Origin of the sequence: Acinetobacter chengduensis (assembly GCF_003664645.1) — a bacterium.
Taxonomy (GTDB): domain Bacteria; phylum Pseudomonadota; class Gammaproteobacteria; order Pseudomonadales; family Moraxellaceae; genus Acinetobacter; species Acinetobacter chengduensis.
This window is the reverse complement of record NZ_RCHC01000020.1, coordinates 51042-69873: the sequence shown is the minus strand read 5'-3', so window position 1 is coordinate 69873 and position 18832 is coordinate 51042. Positions and strand designations below refer to the sequence as shown.

General features: G+C 40.3%; 17 protein-coding genes and 1 pseudogene. 7 read left to right on the top strand and 11 right to left on the bottom strand.

Translation table 11 applies throughout. The annotated features are described in order from the left end of the window. The 8 genes and pseudogenes from D9K81_RS15305 to D9K81_RS15270 form a co-directional block, all read right to left on the bottom strand. Positions 1-541 (bottom strand): annotated as a pseudogene (locus D9K81_RS15305) (cell envelope integrity protein TolA); the annotation flags it as partial. A 3-nt stretch (positions 542-544) separates the two neighbouring features. Continuing rightward, the gene (tolR, locus tag D9K81_RS15300; protein WP_120374507.1) at positions 545-994 is read right to left on the bottom strand and encodes a protein TolR; all 450 of its coding nucleotides are present in this window, start codon (positions 992-994) and stop codon (positions 545-547) included. Continuing rightward, positions 994-1692, bottom strand: a complete 699-nt coding sequence (gene tolQ / locus D9K81_RS15295) for a protein TolQ (protein WP_120374508.1) — start codon at positions 1690-1692, stop codon at positions 994-996. Before tolQ ends, tolR begins: the two co-directional genes overlap by 1 nt. Positions 1693-1717: 25 nt before the next feature. Beyond that, a complete protein-coding gene (gene ybgC / locus D9K81_RS15290; RefSeq protein ID WP_120374509.1) occupies positions 1718-2125 on the bottom strand; it encodes a tol-pal system-associated acyl-CoA thioesterase in 408 nt (135 codons plus the stop codon). A 440-nt stretch (positions 2126-2565) separates the two neighbouring features. Continuing rightward, positions 2566-2952: a hypothetical protein gene (locus D9K81_RS15285; RefSeq protein ID WP_120374510.1), complete on the bottom strand. Its 387-nt coding sequence runs from the start codon at positions 2950-2952 to the stop codon at positions 2566-2568. Positions 2953-3456: 504 nt separating this feature from the next. Continuing rightward, a complete protein-coding gene (gene ruvB, locus D9K81_RS15280) occupies positions 3457-4464 on the bottom strand; it encodes a Holliday junction branch migration DNA helicase RuvB (RefSeq protein ID WP_120374511.1) in 1008 nt (335 codons plus the stop codon). 254 nt (positions 4465-4718) lie between these two features. After that, positions 4719-5321, bottom strand: a complete 603-nt coding sequence (gene ruvA, locus D9K81_RS15275; RefSeq protein ID WP_120374512.1) for a Holliday junction branch migration protein RuvA — start codon at positions 5319-5321, stop codon at positions 4719-4721. 123 nt (positions 5322-5444) lie between these two features. Next, entirely contained in the window at positions 5445-6782 is a 1338-nt protein-coding gene (locus D9K81_RS15270; protein WP_120374513.1) for a deoxyguanosinetriphosphate triphosphohydrolase, read from the bottom strand. Between the two features lie 207 nt (positions 6783-6989). Here D9K81_RS15270 and D9K81_RS15265 point away from each other — a divergent pair, with 207 nt between their 5' ends. From D9K81_RS15265 to D9K81_RS18795, 4 genes are all read left to right on the top strand, one after another. Then, complete coding sequence (locus tag D9K81_RS15265; RefSeq protein ID WP_120374514.1) at positions 6990-8624, top strand: arylsulfatase; 1635 nt, start codon at positions 6990-6992, stop codon at positions 8622-8624. 147 nt (positions 8625-8771) lie between these two features. Next, on the top strand, positions 8772-9803 hold the full coding sequence (locus D9K81_RS15260; RefSeq protein ID WP_228199827.1) for a M20/M25/M40 family metallo-hydrolase: 1032 nt from the start codon (positions 8772-8774) through the stop codon (positions 9801-9803). A gap of 393 nt (positions 9804-10196) precedes the next feature. Continuing rightward, positions 10197-14033, top strand: coding sequence for a phosphoribosylformylglycinamidine synthase (gene purL, locus D9K81_RS15255; RefSeq protein WP_120374516.1), 3837 nt, complete (start codon positions 10197-10199; stop codon positions 14031-14033). 315 nt (positions 14034-14348) lie between these two features. Next, the gene (locus D9K81_RS18795) at positions 14349-14477 is read left to right on the top strand and encodes a KGW motif small protein (RefSeq protein ID WP_265091330.1); all 129 of its coding nucleotides are present in this window, start codon (positions 14349-14351) and stop codon (positions 14475-14477) included. Between the two features lie 140 nt (positions 14478-14617). On the opposite strand, the gene D9K81_RS15250 is transcribed toward D9K81_RS18795, so the two are convergent. After that, positions 14618-15238: a hypothetical protein gene (locus tag D9K81_RS15250; protein WP_120374517.1), complete on the bottom strand. Its 621-nt coding sequence runs from the start codon at positions 15236-15238 to the stop codon at positions 14618-14620. A gap of 57 nt (positions 15239-15295) precedes the next feature. Here D9K81_RS15250 and D9K81_RS15245 point away from each other — a divergent pair, with 57 nt between their 5' ends. Continuing rightward, the gene (locus D9K81_RS15245; protein ID WP_120374518.1) at positions 15296-15613 is read left to right on the top strand and encodes an NGG1p interacting factor NIF3; all 318 of its coding nucleotides are present in this window, start codon (positions 15296-15298) and stop codon (positions 15611-15613) included. A gap of 196 nt (positions 15614-15809) precedes the next feature. Here the strand turns inward: D9K81_RS15245 and D9K81_RS15240 are convergent, their stop codons facing one another. Together D9K81_RS15240 and D9K81_RS15235 are read right to left on the bottom strand one after the other, a co-directional pair. Next, positions 15810-16571: a nitroreductase family protein gene (locus D9K81_RS15240; protein WP_120374519.1), complete on the bottom strand. Its 762-nt coding sequence runs from the start codon at positions 16569-16571 to the stop codon at positions 15810-15812. A gap of 102 nt (positions 16572-16673) precedes the next feature. Continuing rightward, on the bottom strand, positions 16674-17474 hold the full coding sequence (locus D9K81_RS15235) for an enoyl-CoA hydratase-related protein (RefSeq protein ID WP_120374520.1): 801 nt from the start codon (positions 17472-17474) through the stop codon (positions 16674-16676). 105 nt (positions 17475-17579) lie between these two features. Here D9K81_RS15235 and D9K81_RS15230 point away from each other — a divergent pair, with 105 nt between their 5' ends. Continuing rightward, on the top strand, positions 17580-18149 hold the full coding sequence (locus D9K81_RS15230; RefSeq protein WP_120374521.1) for a nicotinate-nicotinamide nucleotide adenylyltransferase: 570 nt from the start codon (positions 17580-17582) through the stop codon (positions 18147-18149). 119 nt (positions 18150-18268) lie between these two features. Further along, on the top strand, positions 18269-18817 hold the full coding sequence (locus D9K81_RS15225; protein WP_120374522.1) for a YceI family protein: 549 nt from the start codon (positions 18269-18271) through the stop codon (positions 18815-18817). The last annotated feature ends 15 nt before the right edge of the window (positions 18818-18832 follow it).

The following is an 18832-nucleotide window of genomic DNA, read 5'->3' as shown; positions in this document are numbered from 1 at the left end:
TATCAGCTTTACGTTTATTCGCTTCAGCAGTTGCTTTTGCCTTCGCGTCAGCATCGGCCTTAGCTTTTGCATCCGCTTGAGACTTTTGCTTCGCCGCTTCAGCTAAAGTACGCTTTTGCTCTTCGCGTTTTGCATCTTCTGCTGCTTTACGTTCAGCTTCAGCTGCAAGTTTAGCTTGCTGTGCTGCTTTTTGGGCATCTAATTTTTGAGTGTCCACTACCGGTGTTGGTGTAGGTGTTGGCAACGCTTGTGGTGGTGGCGCTGCAGGAATAACTGGCGCTGGCTCTACACTCGGCTCGGCAGTTTGTGTAATTTCTGGTGCAATATTTTCATGTGCAGTTTCATCAAAGGCAGTTTCTTCACGTGTAACAGGCTTTAAGTCTTCTGGTTTTACGAGTACCGTTTTAATTTGTTTAGGCGGTTCAGGTGGTTTACTCATGCCGAGATAAAGCAAACCAACAACTGCCACGATATGTACGCCGAGCGTAAAACCAATGGCAATTTTTTTTTGCTTAAACGGAGGCTTCTTAAAATCTTTCATAAATTATTTTAATGGCTCGGTCAGTAATCCAACTTGAGATAAGCCTGCATCTTGTAATGCGGACATCAGCTTAATGACTTCGCCATAAGGGCGAGATTCGCTACCATTAATGAGTACGCTCAATTGCTTTTGCTCAGCGTGTGCTTGAGTTTGGGCATCGGTTAATGCCACAGTAAGCTCAGCTAAACTGAGTACATCATTTTTATGGGTTTTATCTTCAAGTTTAATTGTGCCATCGGCTTCTAGAGTCACAATAGCAGGGCGATCTTCAGATTGAATTGGACTGCTATTAGCTTGAGGTAAGTCGACTTTTACACCTGTGGTAATCATAGGTGCGGTTACCATAAAAATAACCAAAAGCACCAACATGACATCAATGTAGGGCACTACATTCATATCACTTTTTAAGGGCTTTTTAATACGCTCAAAGCGTCCAGAACGTTGAATAGCCATTATTTTTGTTCCTGATCAGAACCCAATGATTGGCGTTGTAATAAAGCCACCATTTCTTCAGCAAATAAGGCACGATCTGAATAAATCGCTTCACCTTTAGCGGTAAAATGGTTAAATGCAAGTACAGCAGGAATTGCCGCAAATAAACCAATTGCGGTTGCAATCAAGGCTTCTGCAATACCTGGCGCAACCGTTGCCAAAGTCACTTGGTCTACATCTGCAAGACCAATGAACGCATTCATAATGCCCCAAACAGTACCAAATAAACCCACATAAGGCGCTACAGAACCAATGCTAGCCAAAGCACCAAGACCTTGTTCCAAATAGCTTTGATCACGGCTTAAACCTACACGTAAAATACGCTCTGTGCTTTCAATGCTTTGTGGCAAAGTTGCTTGACGCTTTTTAAGTTTTAAAAACTCACCTAAACCTTGATAGAAAATATCTTCGAGGCCGACACGTTTTGAGTTAAGTTGGGCATTGTTATATAGCGTATTGAGTTCTGCACCAGACCAGAAGATTTTTTGAAAATGTTCATCATCGGCTTGGGCTTTTTTATAGCTTAAATGTAATTTGGCAATCAGATACCAGCTATAGAGTGATGCGAATAATAGAAGAAGCATCACCAGCTGTACAACAGGGCTCGCCTGTAAAATAAGATCAGTGACGTGCAGAGAAGATTCTAGTTGTGTTGCCATAGTTACATTAAGCCAATTAATTTTTTTAATCTTGTTCCAATTCTTTCAGAATTAGATCACGAATTTCTTCAGGAAGTCGGGTTGGTCGCATATCTGCATTAATACATGCCAATTCGACCTCACCTGACGCAAGCATGATTTCACCACGATAAATATTTTGTTGCAATACAAATGACGAAGCTTTACATGAAACTACAGAAGCAGTAACGGTAATTAAGTCATCCATTAGAATAGGGCGTGCATATTTCAAACTAATTTTATGTACGACAAAATTATAGTCTTTTTGATGCCAATAATGACTAATGCCTGATGCGCGAAGCCATTCGGTGCGAGCGCGTTCCATAAAGCGAATATGATTGGCATGGTAGACAATGCCACCTGCATCAGTATCTTCAATATAGACACGAATATTGAACTCGAATTTATTCGCCATGTGTGTATTCCGTTTTGGGATCTATTTTAAAATGATTGCTTTGATTTAGCATAAGATCGAGGTCTTTAAATTGACGTGTACTTAGCTGAAGGTCAAGCGTTGTGAGCGAAAATTTTAGCACTCTGACTGTGTAGTCCAATGGCACAAGATTTCAAATCTAGCCAGCCTAAAGTGGCTGTAGCTTATTTAATCAGTGTTGAGTTTTAGGATAGTTTTAAAATATAGCGACAAGTTTGATATGGCATAAATAGAATAAATTAGGGTCATTTATTTGCATTTTTGATTTTTTAACATAGTTTTTAAAATTGCTTATAGATATTCAAATTAAAATAGGGAACTGAAAGATCGCTAGCACAGGGTATTGTTTTTGTTCGATGTGCTAGCGCTCACAGCTTGATGTGGTGCATATCATTTCCTTCTAATTTCTATATGTCATGTGTTTAAGCATTTACGCATTGTAGATTATATTTTTTACCAGCACCTTGTAGTGATAGACGTTGTGTATTTTGATCGACTGCAAGTAAGTATTCACTATTGGGTTGTTCAAGTGTGGTCCAACTAAATTGCTTAATGGCATAGGTGGTTTGGTTGCCATTTTGGATGGCTTGGCTAGAACCACGCCAGCAATTATTTTGTGCACATACTGCAATTTGGTTGTTATTTTTAATGGTAATACGGAATGTATTGTTTAGGTTTTGAGGAATTTGGCAGTTTCCTTGCTTAGCACAGGATATTTCAGCGATTGAATTGGCACATTGCCAAGTGGAATCTGCTAAAGCAACCGTGGCTAGGCAAGATGCACAAGCGAATAAAACAAAATTTTTCATGACCGTTTCCCTTTAATATCAAGTTATTTAAGTGTTGTATTACTGCCTACGTACGCTGACATAGAACAGCAATAAAACTTTTTACTTCTTTTGATCTGGCTATACGGGTTTAGATTTTATTTTTATGTACCGCTATTTTTACTGCTTAACTTACACTTTACAAAAATAATGTTAAATACATCACACTTATAAAACTATATGAGCAGTATGTTTTAAACAAGATCATTTAATGAATGAATTGTTGTTTTATTGTTTCAAATGTAACTGTTTTGTTTTTTGTAGTGCTTAGTCAATTTTTATTGAATATTTATAATTAAATATTTGTTTTATTTGAAAATTTATTTTTAGAGATAGGATTAAAAAGATACAGCATTGGTTTAAACTATTTTTTCGTATGCTCCAAGCCTGAATAAATTATTCTTGAACTTATCTTTACAATATTCATCTGATTGAAAAATCAAAAAGCAACCGAAGTTGCTTTTTGATTGTGCTCTACACTCAGTCTTATTTATCTTTAGGCTCTGGTGGAGACATGCCAAACTGTAAATAAGCCATATTGGTGGCAATTCGACCGCGTGCAGTGCGCATTACATAACCTTGCTGAATTAAGTAAGGCTCAATAACATCTTCTAAAGTGCCTGAATCTTCTGCCATCGCGGCAGCGAGGGCCTCAACGCCAGCAGGGCCACCGTCAAAACGTTCTAGGAGCATCGACAGATAGCGACGGTCGAGAGTGTCTAAACCATCTTTATCCACTTTGAGCATATCGAGTGCACGCTGTGCCATATCTTGAGTGACTTCACCTGTGCCTTTAACTTGTGCATAGTCACGCACGCGACGCAATAGGCGGTTGGCAATACGTGGCGTACCTCGTGAACGGCGAGCAATTTCTTGAGCACCTTCAGCGGTCATAGGTACATCCATAAGATGAGCGGAACGGCTCACAATGTGCGTTAAGTCTTCGACAGAGTAAAACTCTAAGCGCTGTACAATACCAAAGCGGTCACGTAATGGTGAAGTCAGCAAGCCCGCACGCGTTGTAGCTGCGACTAATGTAAATGGCGGTAAATCGAGTTTAATAGAGCGGGCTGCAGGGCCTTCACCAATCATAATATCCAGCTGGTAATCTTCCATTGCAGGATACAAAATTTCTTCAATTACTGGAGAAAGACGGTGAATTTCATCAATAAATAATACATCGCCTTCTTCGAGATTGGTCAGCATGGCTGCCAAATCTCCAGCACGTTCCAGTACAGGGCCTGATGTAGATTTGAGGTTGCCACCCATTTCACGTGCAATAATATTGGCTAATGTGGTTTTACCTAAACCCGGCGGGCCAAAAATTAAGGTGTGATCAAGTGCTTCACCACGGCCACGCGCAGCCCCAATGAAGATTTCCATTTGTTCGCGTACGACAGGTTGTCCGATGTAGTCGTCTAGTGATGTTGGTCGGATGGCGCGGTCGAAGTGGTCTTCGGGTTTTTCAGAACCACTGATGAGTCGGTCTTGCATAATGATTTAACTAATCTCTTGAGCTGGGCATTTTGATGCTGCCTGTACAGCCTCAAATCATGATTGGTATTGAATTACTATTGTATCTTCAGTGTTCACTTTTGACTGGGGAAAAAGTGAAAGAACCCATTTGTTAAACTGATCTTACGCCCTTGTAACACAGTTTAACGGTAGCATCCATGTTGCCTGCACGATTCAAATACCATGTATAGTTTTAACAGGTAAAGGATGTAAAACGTTTAGAAGCTAAAAAATTATTTATTCATCGACTTTAATGCTGCACGAATAATGTCGCTGGCTTCAGTAAAATCGCCTTTGGCTGCATTCACCAGTTTTTGTGCTTCAGTAGGTTTGTAGCCTAAAGATTGTAAGGCGGCTTCGGCTTCAGCAACAGCTGAATTGCCTGTAAATTGAATTTGTGTGTTGGTTGAGTTGCTTGGTACAGCCACAGCCGACATTGCTTTAAAACGATCACGCAGTTCGATCATCAAACGTTCTGCTGTTTTTGCACCAACACCGGGTACTTTCACCAGTGTTTTTACATCGCCATTTTCTACAGTATGAATCAGCATTTCGACACTTAAAGTGGAAAGAATACCCAGTGCCATTTTAGGTCCTACACCATTCACTTTAATCAGTGTACGAAAAATAGTTTTTTCTTGGGCATTGGCAAAGCCGTAAAGGAGCTGTGCATCTTCGCGTACAGCCAAGTGAGTCCATAATGTAACTTTTTGGCCTTTTTGCAATTGGCAAAATGTTGAAAGTGGGGTGTCAACTTCGTAGCCTACGCCATTTACATTGAGTAAAACTGTAGGTGCTTCCAATGCCAGCACTTCGCCGATTAAACATCCGATCATGTTAATAATTCACTATAATTTCAGTTTGTTTTGAGCATCTTGCTCAATTTAAATATGTGCTGAGATTAGCGTGAAGGCAAGAGAATTACTAGCCTCCACTGCTTTTTAAAGGAGCACATAAAGTTAAAAGAAGCCCGCTTTATTGCCTTGTAGCTCTTGCGCAAGGTTATAGGCCTGATGGTCTGAAAACTTAGAAATAATATCTAAGACCAACATGATGTTGTTGTAGTGACTATCACTAAATTGTGTGCCGGAACGGCTCAAAATAGCCATTAAACGTTGTTCCTTAAAGCTGAGGGTTTTATTGGGTGTTGTCAGCGGAATGAACGCATCTAAAATATTTTGTAGGCTCTGATGAGCAATAATTTCTAATCCAGCCTTTTGGGGATGCTCAAAAATTTTGTCGCGCGCTAAGTTTTTAGCGCGGTTGATTCCTTGGCCAATATCATCAGGGCAATAATCCAGCAGGCTACCTTGGAGCTGACCTGTCAGAATTTCAAAATGATGCTTGGCAAAGGCGGTAGTGACTTCATCCACAAGCCGTTTCATTACACGGCCACGTAGCGCTGCAATTTTTTGTTGCCATGTGGTTTTCATGGATAGTTCATTTGGTGCACCATATTCACCAATTAAATTGAGGAAGATTGGTTCAACTTCTTCATAACTGAGCATGTTGAGAATAATGCCATCCTCTAAATCAATCAGGGCATAGCACATATCGTCGGCTGCTTCGAGCAAGTAAGTGAGTGGATGACGACAGTAATGAAAATCACCCAGTTGAATAAGGCCAAGTTGCTCGGCAATTTGTTGCAAAATGTCTTTTTCGGATTGATAACAGCCGAACTTAGCTCGATGACTAGCAGGCGTTTCGCCTTGAGAAGCAATGGTTTTAGACAACCATGGATACTTGAGATAAGCACCGAGGGTTGCATAAGTCAGACGCATGCCACCATCATCTGGATGATAATCAATTTTGGTCAGTAGGCGTAAGCCTTGTGCATTGCCTTCAAATTGGCGTACATCAGCTTCTTGCTCTGGGCTTAAATCACGCAAAAAATCGGTATGTGAGGCATCATCAAACCATTCACGAATGGCATATTCACCAGCATGACCAAAAGGTGGATTACCAATGTCATGTGCAAGACAAGCGGCTTGAATAATTGCGCCAACGTCTGCTGGAGCGATCCATACAGGGAGTTCATCTTTGATTTTTTCGGCAGCTAACATCCCTAGTGAACGACCAATACAAGACACCTCAAGCGAATGTGTGAGGCGTGTATGAATGCCGTCATGTTGAGTTAGCGGATGGACTTGGGTTTTACGATTGAGCTGGCGAAAGCTTTGCGAAAAAATAATGCGATCATAATCTTTATGAAAAGGGCTACGTGCCTGTTCAGAACTTTGTTTTTTACTGCCAATACGAACTGTGGAAAGTAGTTCAAGCCAACGCATTTGAGTCATTTATCATTATTCAGTTATTTGCTGTATGTATGATGCCAAAATTACATCTAATGCACTAGGGTGGCGCGTCATAGTTTGACACTTTTCATGCGCTATTCTGTGTATAGCTTTGCGAAAATTCAGCTAGACAATGTCAATTCTTTGACAGGGTTTAAGAGTGATTTTCGGGCATTGTAGATTTTTAAATAAAAATGCAGATAGAAACAGATGTCAAAACAACAGCCGAATATTTTATTAATTGTTGCAGATGATTTGGGATTTACAGACTTAGGTGCCTTTGGCGGGGAAATAAACACACCAAACTTAGATGCGATTGCGCTGGAAGGTTTAAGATTTACCAATTTTCATACGGCATCCACCTGTTCACCAACGCGCTCAATGCTATTGTCTGGCACAGATCATCATTTGGCTGGTTTAGGATCTATGGCCGAAGCCATACGCCCTGAGCAAAAAGGGCAACCAGGTTATGAAGGCTATTTGAATGATCAAGTGGCAGCACTGCCAGAACTATTACAAGATGATGGTTATTACACTGTTTTATCTGGAAAATGGCATTTAGGGCTAACACCAGAGCGTTTTCCTGCACGTCGTGGTTTTGAGCGTTCATTTACGTTGTTACCAGGGGCTGCCAATCACTATGCATTTGAAGCGGATATTCCAGAAGAAGAAATTCCAGGATTACTTAAAGTCACCCGTGGCTTATATGCAGAAAATGATGAATATGTAACGTCACTCCCTGAAGATTTTTATTCTTCTGATTATTTTACTGAGCGTTTGCTGGGATATTTGCAGGATGATACACACCGTAAAGGGCGTCCATTTTTTGCTTATTTACCTTTTTCTGCGCCTCACTGGCCACTTCAAGCACCACGAGAAGATATTGAAAAATATCATGGAAAGTATGATACAGGCCCAGAAGAGCTACGTCAAAAACGATTAGCGCGCGCGCGTGAATTAGGTTTGGTCAGTGCCGATGCAACAATTCATCCAGTATTAGCAAAAACAAAATTTTGGGATGAACTGTCAGATGCTGAAAAACAGCAATCTGCACGAACAATGGAAGTTTATGCGGCAATGGTTGATCGTTTGGATCAAAACGTAGGACGAGTGATTCAGCATTTGAAAGATACGGGTGAATACGACAATACGCTAATTATTTTCTTATCTGATAATGGTGCAGAAGGAGCACAGCTCGAAGCTTTACCTGTATTTGGCCCAGATCTTTCAACTGTGATTGCGCAATATTATGACAATGCTTTAGATAATATTGGTAATGGCAATTCTTATGTTTGGTATGGGGAACACTGGGCACAAGCTTCCACAGCACCATCACGTTTATATAAAGCGCATACCAGTGAAGGTGGCATCCGTACACCAGCATTTATTAAATATGCGGGTGTAGAACGCCAGCAAGGAATCAGCCATGAATTTCTTACGGTAATGGACTGGTTACCAACAGTTTTAGACGTTTTGCAGATCCAGCATCCTAGCACGCAATATAAAGGCCGTGAATTAGTGCCATTACGCGGTAAAAGTATTTTACCGTATCTCAATCAGCAACAAGAACGCATACACGATGCAGACCATATCACGGGCTGGGAGCTGTTTGGACAAAAGGCTCTGCGCAAGGGAGATTGGAAAGCACTATTTATACCTGCACCAAATGGACCGAACAAATGGCAACTGTATAATTTAGCGGAAGATGTCGGTGAAACAGATGATTTGGCTGAGCAATATCCAGAAAAATTGCATGAATTACTGGAAGATTGGAAAGTGTATGTGAAAGAAAATGGAGTCATTGAATTCGCAGATACAGGTCTGGGACTAAGTAAATCTGCATAATTTAGAAAGATATCAAAAAGGAGCTTTAGAAAAGGCTCCTTTTTTATGTCCGCAACTTTGTGTAGCTTACTTAAAGCATCTTTATCTTCATATTATGATTCACTTAAAATTTCTATAAATGAAGGGATGATAACAAAGAGGGTTGAAATAAAAATGAAGTATTTATTCGCGTCATGTGTGCTGATCAGTTGTGGCCTTGCGCTAAGTGGTTGTGCAGGTATGCAAAAGCCAGCGTTTTCCACAGCAGAAGTTCAGTCTTTAGCAATCAGTTTAGACAGTAGCAAAATGATGGCGCATTTAGATGCTTTTCAAAAGATTGCAACCAATAACGGAGCTAACCGTGCTGTAGGAACAGCGGGTGGTCTGGCTACCGCAAAATACATCATGAGTGAAGCGAAAAAGGCAGGGTTACAGCCACAGATGATCGCTTTTGAAAATAGAGAAAAGGTGGTGGGGCAAAATATTATTGTCGAAATTAAAGGTCAAAATATAGATGATGCCATTGTTTTGGGTGCACATTATGATTCAGTCAAAAGTGGCCCAGGCATTAATGATAATGGTTCAGGTACCGCACTATTGTTAGAGTTGATGCATCATCTAGCACAGCAAAAAACAGCACCTAAAAATACAGTCTATTTGGCTTTCTGGGATTCAGAAGAAGTTGGCATTGCGGGTTCGCAGGCATTTGTTAAAAAACTATCGCCTGAGCAACTCAAACATATTAAGGCTTATATTAATGTGGATATGGTAGGAACCAAAAATCCAGACATTATGATTGCGGATGCAACTAAGTCTTCGGTTGATGAGATGGAAAAAATGCTAAAAGCACGTGGCATGTCTGAAGCAGACTATAAGCCACTGACCGATGGCTTACGCGCAGTACCAGTGCATGCTGGTGATTTGGCGCTGGAGCAAGAGCTTAGCAAGTTTTTTCAGCAGAAAGGCATTAAGATTAAGAAAGATGTATCCACTTTAACGGCAAGTGATACTGTACCTTTTTTAGGTAAAGTACCAGTGGCATCCATTATTCTGTTTAATGAGCAGTTAAAAGGCGATGTTTTAGAGTTTGCACCTTGCTACCATCAGGCTTGCGATACAACGGACTGGGTTGACCCAAATTCATTGAAATTGGCTTCTGAAGCAATCTTAAATTTATTGAGTTATTTGCAAAACCAATAACTGATTTACAAGGTGTTGGTTTTGAAATGAAGAATTGGTTTTGCTTTTATAGACGAAATACATCTTCAGATGTCAGTAGTTTAAGTGTTTGCATGAGTTTTCATACATTCACTTAAACGGTGTACAAAAAGTGCTTTGCTCACTAAATAAAAGCACAATTGATATTTATTTTGAATTAATAATTTTTACAATAAAAAATGTGATAACCTACTCGACTACATTCAATTTTTTTTACTGAAAATAAAAGCATTATTTAAAAAATCTTGATTCAATTGGAAGCAGAAACTGCTTTTGCCATCTAGCTGATTTCAGCAATACACAGTAGAATATGCGCTCTCTTCAAGTCACATTGCGGCTTGGTTCAAAAGACCAGCCCGTGGAGCCAAAATCAGCATGTTTATCGTGGCCGGTGCATCAGCACACTCTTCTTTTAAGAAAACGCAACTATTAACACGTCTATCTACGATGAGTTCTGTTCAAGACATTGAAAGCCAATTGGTCTATCTATTTGACCAAGCGCTGAATGAACAGCAACAACAATCCGCTTTACAGCTGCTTAATGATGGTCAATCGTTTGAATTGCGCCAGCCAGCAAGTGATGAAGTCCAAATATTAGTGACGCCACGCGTTGGGACAATTTCTCCGTGGTCGTCCAAGGCAACAGATATTTTTGCCAACTGTAATACACCGGTTCATCGCCTTGAACGCGGTGTTTTATTTACTTTGAAGGGCGTAAATGCTGTTTCTGACGAAGTAAAATTGGCATTGCATGACCGCATGACCGAAAGCGTATTCAATCAAATTGAAGATGCAGTGGCGCTTTTTTCTGAAACTGAACCAAAACCTTTAAATTCAATTGATATTTTGGGTCAAGGTAAAGAAGCTTTAGTAAAAGCTAACTCTGAGTTTGGTTTTGCATTGTCTGATGAAGAAATCGATTATTTAACTGATGCCTTCATTAAAATGGGCCGTAACCCGCACGACATCGAACTGATGATGTTTGCTCAAGCAAACTCTGAGCATTGCCGTCATAAAATTTTCGGTTCTGAATGGACAATTGATGGTGAAGTTCAGCCACTGTCTTTGTTCCAAATGATCAAAAACACCTATAAAGAATCTCCTACAGATGTTTTGTCTGCATATAAAGACAACGCTTCTGTGATCGTGGGCTTTGACACACAGCGTTTCTATCCAAAACAAGACGCTGAAACAGGTCACCACGTTTATAAATACAAGAGCCAAGCTGCTCACATTCTTATGAAAGTGGAAACGCATAACCACCCAACAGCGATTGCGCCATTTGCGGGTGCTGCAACAGGTTCTGGTGGTGAAATTCGTGATGAAGGTGCAACAGGTCGTGGTGGTAAGCCTAAAGCTGGTTTAACAGGCTTTACTGTATCGAACTTGAACATTCCAGGCTTTGAACAGCCTTGGGAAGAAAACTACGGCAAACCATCTCGTATGGCATCGCCACTTCAAATTATGATTGAAGGCCCATTGGGGGGTGCTGCATTTAACAACGAATTTGGCCGTCCTGCGTTAAATGGTTACTTCCGTACATTTGAACAAAACGTAAATGGCGATGTAAAAGGCTTCCATAAGCCCATTATGATTGCAGGCGGTTACGGCAACATTCGTCCTGACCATGTCGAAAAAGATGCAATTCAACCGGGCGATTTATTGATCGTTCTTGGTGGCCCTGCAATGCTCATCGGTTTAGGTGGTGGAGCTGCATCTTCTGTAGACAGTGGTAAATTGGGTGAAAATCTAGATTTCGCTTCTGTACAACGTGAAAACCCAGAAATGGAACGTCGTTGCCAAGAAGTGATTGATGCTTGCTGGCGTATGGAAGACCACAACCCAATCGTGTCTGTACATGACGTAGGTGCGGGCGGTATTTCAAATGCTATGCCTGAACTTGTGAACGATCACGAGTTAGGTGCTGTACTTGATCTACGTAAAATTCCTTCGCTTGAAAAAGGCATGTCTCCAATGGAGATTTGGTCGAACGAAGCACAAGAACGTTATGTATTGGCTATTCGCCCAAGTTCATTAGAATTATTTGAATCACTTTGTGCACGTGAACGTTGTCCGTTTGCGGTGTTGGGTGAAGCGACTGAAGCACGTCACTTAACTGTTGAAGATCCATTGTTTGAAAACAAAGCTGTGGATATGCCAATGCAAGTGATGCTTGGTGGTACACCACGCATGAGCCGTTCATACGAAACGATTGAACGTAAAGGTGATGACTTCACTGCTGCAAAAGTAACTGATCTGAAAGATGCAATTTACCGCGTTCTTAAAAATCCAACAGTTGCCTCTAAATCATTCCTCATCACCATTGGTGACCGTTCGATTACAGGTATGGTTGCGCGTGATCAGTTTGTTGGCCCTTGGCAAGTGCCTGTAGCAGATGCTGCGGTAACAACGACTAGCCTTGTAGGTTATACAGGTGAAGCAATGGCAATGGGCGAACGTCCACCAGTTGCATTGTTAAATCCTGCTGCTTCTGCACGTTTATCGGTTGCTGAATCGATTTCAAACATCATGTCTGCAAAAATCGACCAAATCAGTGACATTAAATTGTCTGCAAACTGGATGGCGGCTGCAGGTCAAAAAGGTGAAGACCAAGCATTATTCGAAGGCGTAAAAGCCATCGGCATGGAAATGTGTCCTGCTTTAGGTATCGCAATTCCTGTTGGTAAAGACTCATTGTCTATGCGCACCACTTGGAATGACGAAGGCGAAGATAAATCTGTAACTTCTCCAATGTCAGGTGTGATTACAGCATTTGCACCAGTAACTGATGTTCGTAAAACATTGACACCTGAATTGAAAAACCTTGAGTCTGTACTTGTACGTATCGATTTGTCTAAAGGTCAATTCCGTCTTGGCGGTTCGATCCTTGCTCAGGTGTATAAAGCAATCGGTTCTGTGACTCCTGATGTAGATAGCTTCGATGACTTCAAAGCATTCTTTGCATTGGTTCAAGATTGGAACAACCGTGGCTTAATCAAAGCCTATCATGACATTGGTGATGGCGGTTTAGTAGCAACTGTTGCGGAAATGATGTTTGCTTCACGCTTAGGTGTGGCGCTAGAAGACCAATCAGTTGAATCATTATTTGCAGAAGAAATTGGTGCAGTATTACAAATTTCGAAAGCGGATTGGGTAACGCTTGAAGCCGAAGTTGCAACATCTACATTAAAAGATGCAATTAGCGTTGTCGGTACTGTAAACGATACAGATACGTTAACGGTTAATGGTTTGAGCTTAGACCGTGCAGACTTACAACAAGCATGGACTGAAGTGTCACATCAAATCCAGCGTTTGCGTGACAACGTAGAAACTGCGGATCAAGAATATGCGTTAATTGCTGACAAATCTCATGCTGGTTTAATTGCAAGACCAACATTTGATTTGAATGAGCCAATTGAAGCGCCGTACATTGCAGAACGCCGTCCAAACATGGTGATTTTACGTGAACAAGGCGTAAACGGTCATGTGGAAATGGCTGCAGCATTTGATAAAGTGGGCTTCAATACAGTTGACGTACACATGAGCGACTTGCTTGCTGGCCGTATTAGTTTAGATGACTTCGAAGGCTTAGTGGCATGTGGTGGTTTCTCTTACGGTGACGTATTAGGCGCAGGCGGTGGTTGGGCTAAATCAGTGTTGTTTAACCCTAAACTACGCGATCAATTTGAGAAATTCTTCAATCGTGACGAAACTTTCTCTTTAGGTATTTGTAACGGCTGTCAAATGTTATCTCAGCTTGCTCCACTTATTCCAGGTGCAGAAGCTTGGCCTCGTTTCCACCGCAATACATCTGAAATGTTTGAAGCGCGTGCTGTAAACGTACGTGTAGAAAAATCAAATTCTGTATTGCTTGAAGGTATGGAAGGTTCGATTCTTCCAATCGCAGTTGCGCATGGTGAAGGCCGTGTGGTTGCTAGTGCAGAGAACATTGCTGCATTGAATGCAGGTGATCAAGTGATCTTGCGTTATGTAGATAGCCAAGGCAACCCAACACAGCACTATCCATTGAACCCGAACGGTTCACCAGAAGCGATTTCTGGTGTGACGTCAAAAGATGGTCGTGCAACAATTATGATGCCACACCCTGAACGTAATTTCCGTGCGATTCAACATTCTTGGAAACCTGAAGATTGGGATCAAGATGGTGCTTGGTTACGTATGTTCCGTAATGCACGTAAATTTATTGGTTAATCTTTAATAGATGAATCATAGAAAATAGCCGCCTTCGGGTGGCTTTTTTTTATAGTAAAAATTTACCAAAAGATATATTAATTATTGTGAATACTTGTTTTTACACATATAATCGCTTTCGATTTTTGAACCACCTGCGGGTGGTTTTTTGTTGGTTTTTAAATTTTTATTTCTCCCGCTGAACTTGGTTTAGATTTTGCTTTTATATTTGTGGAAACATGCTAGTGTGTAATTTATGCACAATAACTATGCAAGATAAAAGAAAGATGGATAACTAAACGAGTTCAGTATCAACACTCATGATGAGGTGATAACATGATTAAAATAGTAGATTATTCGGCAGTGGATAAGTCTGCACTACGTAAAAAGGGCTGGAAGCTTTTTGGTGCAGTTGTGTTTTTACAGTTAGTGTTTTTAGTTTTAGGTTATGCATTACAAATGTGATTTAGTGAACTGAGCTAATGTTTACTTTAGCCTTACTTTTGAAGCATCAAAAGTAACAAAAATGCTTTGTTGGACTGATAGGGCATCCTTGCCCTACAGTCTGACAGGCGACATCCATATCGCTAGTCATGTGATTGGATTTAGTCTTTGAAAATGTTTTCGTAAAAATAATAGAAAAATTCCGTCCTTTGATAATTAGATTGAGTAGTAAATTTACGATTGTTTTCAACTTCTACTAAAAATTCAAAACTTATTAAGTCCATATTTGGACTTGGAAAATGAAACGTAGAGTGCGTAGCATCTTTTGATGCTTGGTGTAATTCTTTAATTATTGTGATCAAATGATTATTTAGTTTAGTAATAATATATGTATATTTATCAAACTCTTGCTTTGAGATAACTAAATTTTTTAACAAGATGGTAACACGGCCTATCATTCTTGCCTGTTTTTCTAAATAAGTTTGATCAAGGATGCCTAGAATTTCCAAACCGAGTTCAGTGTTGTTTTTATCTTTAAAGAATTTATTGATAAAATCTGGTTTATTGATTTCAATTTCTTGAATAAAAGCTAAGAGTTGGCGCTTTTCTTGCGCTGTTTTGAAATTGGAATAAGCTGTAGATAGTGCTAAAGCAGAAGATGCAAATGGGATAGCTTTAGCTAATTCATCTAAAAATGAGGTAGCAGTACCCAATAGAAATTCTTTTGCTAAGTTTTCGGTAGTAGTTAATGCTATTTCATTAAACTGATCTTTATTGGACATAGTTGTAGTTGATTAATATGATTAATTAAGTCTTCCTCGAATATACATCAAATTGATATGCTCAAACTTATCTATTACGTTCCCGAATCACATCTTGAATCTACCAAACTTGCCATTTTTGAAGCTGGCGCGGGTGGCATTGGTAACTATGAGCACTGCGCTTGGCAAGTACTCGGCACAGGGCAGTTTAAACCCGTTAAAGGCGCAAATCCATTTATTGGCGAGTTGGATAGCTTGGAACAGATTCCAGAATGGCGAGTAGAAACTATTGTGCCAGAAGATCAAGCAAGTGCTGTCGCAAGGGCATTAAAAGCCAATCATCCTTATGAAGAGCCTGCTTTTGAGTTTATTCAAATAGTGGATATTCAGTTTTAATACCGCATGTCACTATCGCTATATTTGGTGGTTATATTCACTTATTAACGCGTAGATGATTTTTACTTTTCACGGCCGAAAAGTAACAAAAGCCCTTTGTTAGACTGATGGGACATCTTGTCCCACAGTCTAACGGGGCGACATCCTTGTCGCCCAACGTGTATCAAATGCTGTTGATGGGTAAATGATGTGGTCATCAAACCTTTTGAATAAATAACTCTCGATCAAAACGATACTGCGGAAAGAACACGCCATCGACCGCTCGTTCACCCGCACCAATCACCATTACAGGATATTGCTGATGGTTCAGACCCAAAATCTTCTTCACCAATGGCTCATCAAAACCTTCCATCATACAGCTGTCAAAACCGTATGCACGTAAAGCTAATACCAAGTTTTCACAAGCTAAAGCCGTGGTTTTACTTGCCCAAAGTTTAGCATCAGCTTCATTAAATGCGGTGACAGGTAGTTGCTTATCTAATGTACGTGCAACTTTGAAAGCAACTTTCTTAAAGTTACCTAGAGCGTTTAAATAACCTGTTTTGTAGTTATACGGAATGAACTTGTAATATTTCTGCACAGCAGTAGGTGCTTCTGGGAATGGAAACTCAGAAATATTACGTTTTGCCATTTCATCCACACGGTCAGTACGCGCCACACAGACAATAAGTTCCGTAGCAGTTTTTGCAGCAAGTTGCCCTAAACAGGCTTTGACCAATTGCTTTTTCTTGGTTGGATTTTGCACCACATAAAAAGTCCACGGTTGTAAATTTGAAGAATTAGGCGCTAGCAAGGCTAAGTCTAAGCAATCATCTAAAATGTCGCTTGGAATGGCTTTGTCTGTAAATTTACGTACCGAGCGACGGCTTTGCACAACTTTCTTAAAATTATCAACATCAATACCTTCTGGTGCAGGCTCGAAGTAACGTTCTTTTTGCTTATGTTGTGATTCAGACATAGGAAATCTACCGTGATTATTTTGCAATTAAGATGGGGGATATAAATAAAAAACCACCCAAAATTTTGGATGGTTTTTGTAAAAGAGATTGCAGTTCAATAATTAATTAAACTGAGAGAAGTCAGGTTTGCGTTTTTGCATAAAGGCAGCAACGGCTTCCATCATTTCAGGTGAGCCAACACGACTCATAAAGATGACAGCTTCATGGTCAATCCATGACACAATTTCGTCAACATCATGCTTCATAAGTGCTTTAGATTGAACCAATGATGCAAGTGGAAGAGCAGCAAGCTGTGTAGCTTTTTTCTGTGCAGTTGCATATACATCTTCTTCAATGCTATTGATAAGATTGGTTGCAAGTGCTTTTTCACTATTAAAGCGATCTGCTGTGAGTAGTAATTCAGCGGCTTTTACATGACCCGCTTGGCGTGCAAGTAATTTACTCGATGCACCTTCTGGTGAAAGGCCAAGGCTTACAAATGGAATTTGGAATAGTGCTGTATTATCCGCATAGACCAAATCACAATGTAAAAGAATGGTTACACCAATGCCAATGGCAACACCGCGTACTGCAGCAATCAATGGTTTAGAAAACTTAGCAGCAGATTTTAACAATACAAATGGAGGGCCATCCTCAGCACGGATTTGATCCTTCATCGCGGCAGATTTCATAAAATCTTGCATGTCATTGCCTGCACTAAAGTCTGCATCCGCACCACGTAAGATAACTGTGCGCACAGAACTATCTTGGTCTGCTTCGTCTAACGCTTTTGCGATCCAAAGGTAAAGTTCACTATATAGCGCATTTTTCGCCTGAGGACGGTTTATGGCTAAGGTCAGTACGCCATTGTCCAAATTCGCATTCAAATGTTCATGAGGTTGTTGAATACAGCTCAGTGTCATCGTACTATCCTTGCGTTAAAGTTCGTTTTGATTTTATGCCAGACATTATGTCGCATATTTCAGCCACTGGCACAACTGCTCAGTTCATAAAAAGTTTGATTTGATATGAAATATACATTCGATTATTTGGTTTTCATTGGCCGTTTTCAGCCCTTTCATTTGGCACATTTACAAACCATAAAAATCGCCTTAGAACAAAGCCAATATGTTATTTTGGCGCTAGGGTCTGCCCAAAACGAACGCAATATCAAAAATCCATTTTTAGCCACTGAGCGTGAGCAGATGATTTTGTCGAATTTTTCACAGGCAGATCAGCACAGAATTAAGTTTGTGCATGTGATTGATGTATACAATGATGAAAAATGGCAGGCCTTGGTTAAATCCTTGATTGCTGAAGTCACTCAATCAGCAGACCGTATTGGTCTAATTGGTCATTTTAAAGATGATTCTTCTTATTATTTAAAATTCTTCCCTGAATGGCCACTGGTCGAGCTAGAAAGCCTAAAAGGGGCGATGTCTGCAACACCAATCCGTGAAGCGTATTACCGTGGTGAGATTGATGAGACAGCCTTTCCAGCAGGAACGATTGCATTTTTAAAGCAATTTCAGTTTACGGATACCTATAAGCAGTTACAAAAACACTTCAAAAATCACGACAAAAGCAATTTATCCTAAAGCTTGTATTTTATATGCCTATGCTTAAAGCAAGGCATGCAGTACAGCAAATATGCAGATAAAATAAAATGCTATGTTTTAGGTAGCGTGGAGTGTTGTGAATGTGGCTGAGGGGCGTCATGCATGTTGGAGCAAGTGTCGGAATGACTGCCTTGCTTTATTCGACTGCGCATGCACAAATTTGGGGCTTAACTAAAGATAGTTTGGTGAGCTTTGATATTAAAACTGTAGGGTTGACAGTGGTACAAGGCGTTTCAGATCAAGCTCAGGCACGTTTATATTTTGATATCAATCAGCCTAAAAATGCATCAGTCACAGTGACATTGTCATCTAATAGTCTACAATTTAATCCACCTGTATTACGGCAAATGATTTTAAGCGAACAGTTTTTTGATGCTACACAATATAAAACTATGAGCTTTAAAAGCACTGAGTTTGTGCCTATTGATGCAGATTATTATAACGTCTATGGCAGTATCACCTTAAGAGGTATTACCAAGCCCACAGTATTTATGGCCTTACTTAAGCCCAATGCAACCAATCCAAAATTATTAGATGTAAATGCGGTAGGCTCAATTAACCGCAGTGATTTTGGTATGAAAAAAGCCTATGGTGGCGTAGGTGAAAAAGTCAATATTCGATTGAAAGGACACTTACAAGCAAAATAATTTGCATACCGTACT

Bases quoted from the DNA above. Each gene is read 5' to 3' on its own strand.
- D9K81_RS15235 (WP_120374520.1), bottom strand. From the start codon at position 17,474: ATGACACTGAGCTGTATTCAACAACCTCATGAACATTTGAATGCGAAT.
- ruvB (WP_120374511.1), bottom strand. From the start codon at position 4,464: ATGCAAGACCGACTCATCAGTGGTTCTGAAAAACCCGAAGACCACTTC.
- D9K81_RS15245 (WP_120374518.1), top strand. From the start codon at position 15,296: ATGCTCAAACTTATCTATTACGTTCCCGAATCACATCTTGAATCTACC.
- D9K81_RS15285 (WP_120374510.1), bottom strand. From the start codon at position 2,952: ATGAAAAATTTTGTTTTATTCGCTTGTGCATCTTGCCTAGCCACGGTT.
- tolR (WP_120374507.1), bottom strand. From the start codon at position 994: ATGGCTATTCAACGTTCTGGACGCTTTGAGCGTATTAAAAAGCCCTTA.
- purL (WP_120374516.1), top strand. From the start codon at position 10,197: ATGTTTATCGTGGCCGGTGCATCAGCACACTCTTCTTTTAAGAAAACG.
- D9K81_RS15240 (WP_120374519.1), bottom strand. From the start codon at position 16,571: ATGTCTGAATCACAACATAAGCAAAAAGAACGTTACTTCGAGCCTGCA.
- ybgC (WP_120374509.1), bottom strand. From the start codon at position 2,125: ATGGCGAATAAATTCGAGTTCAATATTCGTGTCTATATTGAAGATACT.
- D9K81_RS15265 (WP_120374514.1), top strand. From the start codon at position 6,990: ATGTCAAAACAACAGCCGAATATTTTATTAATTGTTGCAGATGATTTG.
- D9K81_RS15225 (WP_120374522.1), top strand. From the start codon at position 18,269: ATGCATGTTGGAGCAAGTGTCGGAATGACTGCCTTGCTTTATTCGACT.
- D9K81_RS15250 (WP_120374517.1), bottom strand. From the start codon at position 15,238: ATGTCCAATAAAGATCAGTTTAATGAAATAGCATTAACTACTACCGAA.
- D9K81_RS18795 (WP_265091330.1), top strand. From the start codon at position 14,349: ATGATTAAAATAGTAGATTATTCGGCAGTGGATAAGTCTGCACTACGT.
- D9K81_RS15270 (WP_120374513.1), bottom strand. From the start codon at position 6,782: ATGACTCAAATGCGTTGGCTTGAACTACTTTCCACAGTTCGTATTGGC.
- tolQ (WP_120374508.1), bottom strand. From the start codon at position 1,692: ATGGCAACACAACTAGAATCTTCTCTGCACGTCACTGATCTTATTTTA.
- ruvA (WP_120374512.1), bottom strand. From the start codon at position 5,321: ATGATCGGATGTTTAATCGGCGAAGTGCTGGCATTGGAAGCACCTACA.
- D9K81_RS15230 (WP_120374521.1), top strand. From the start codon at position 17,580: ATGAAATATACATTCGATTATTTGGTTTTCATTGGCCGTTTTCAGCCC.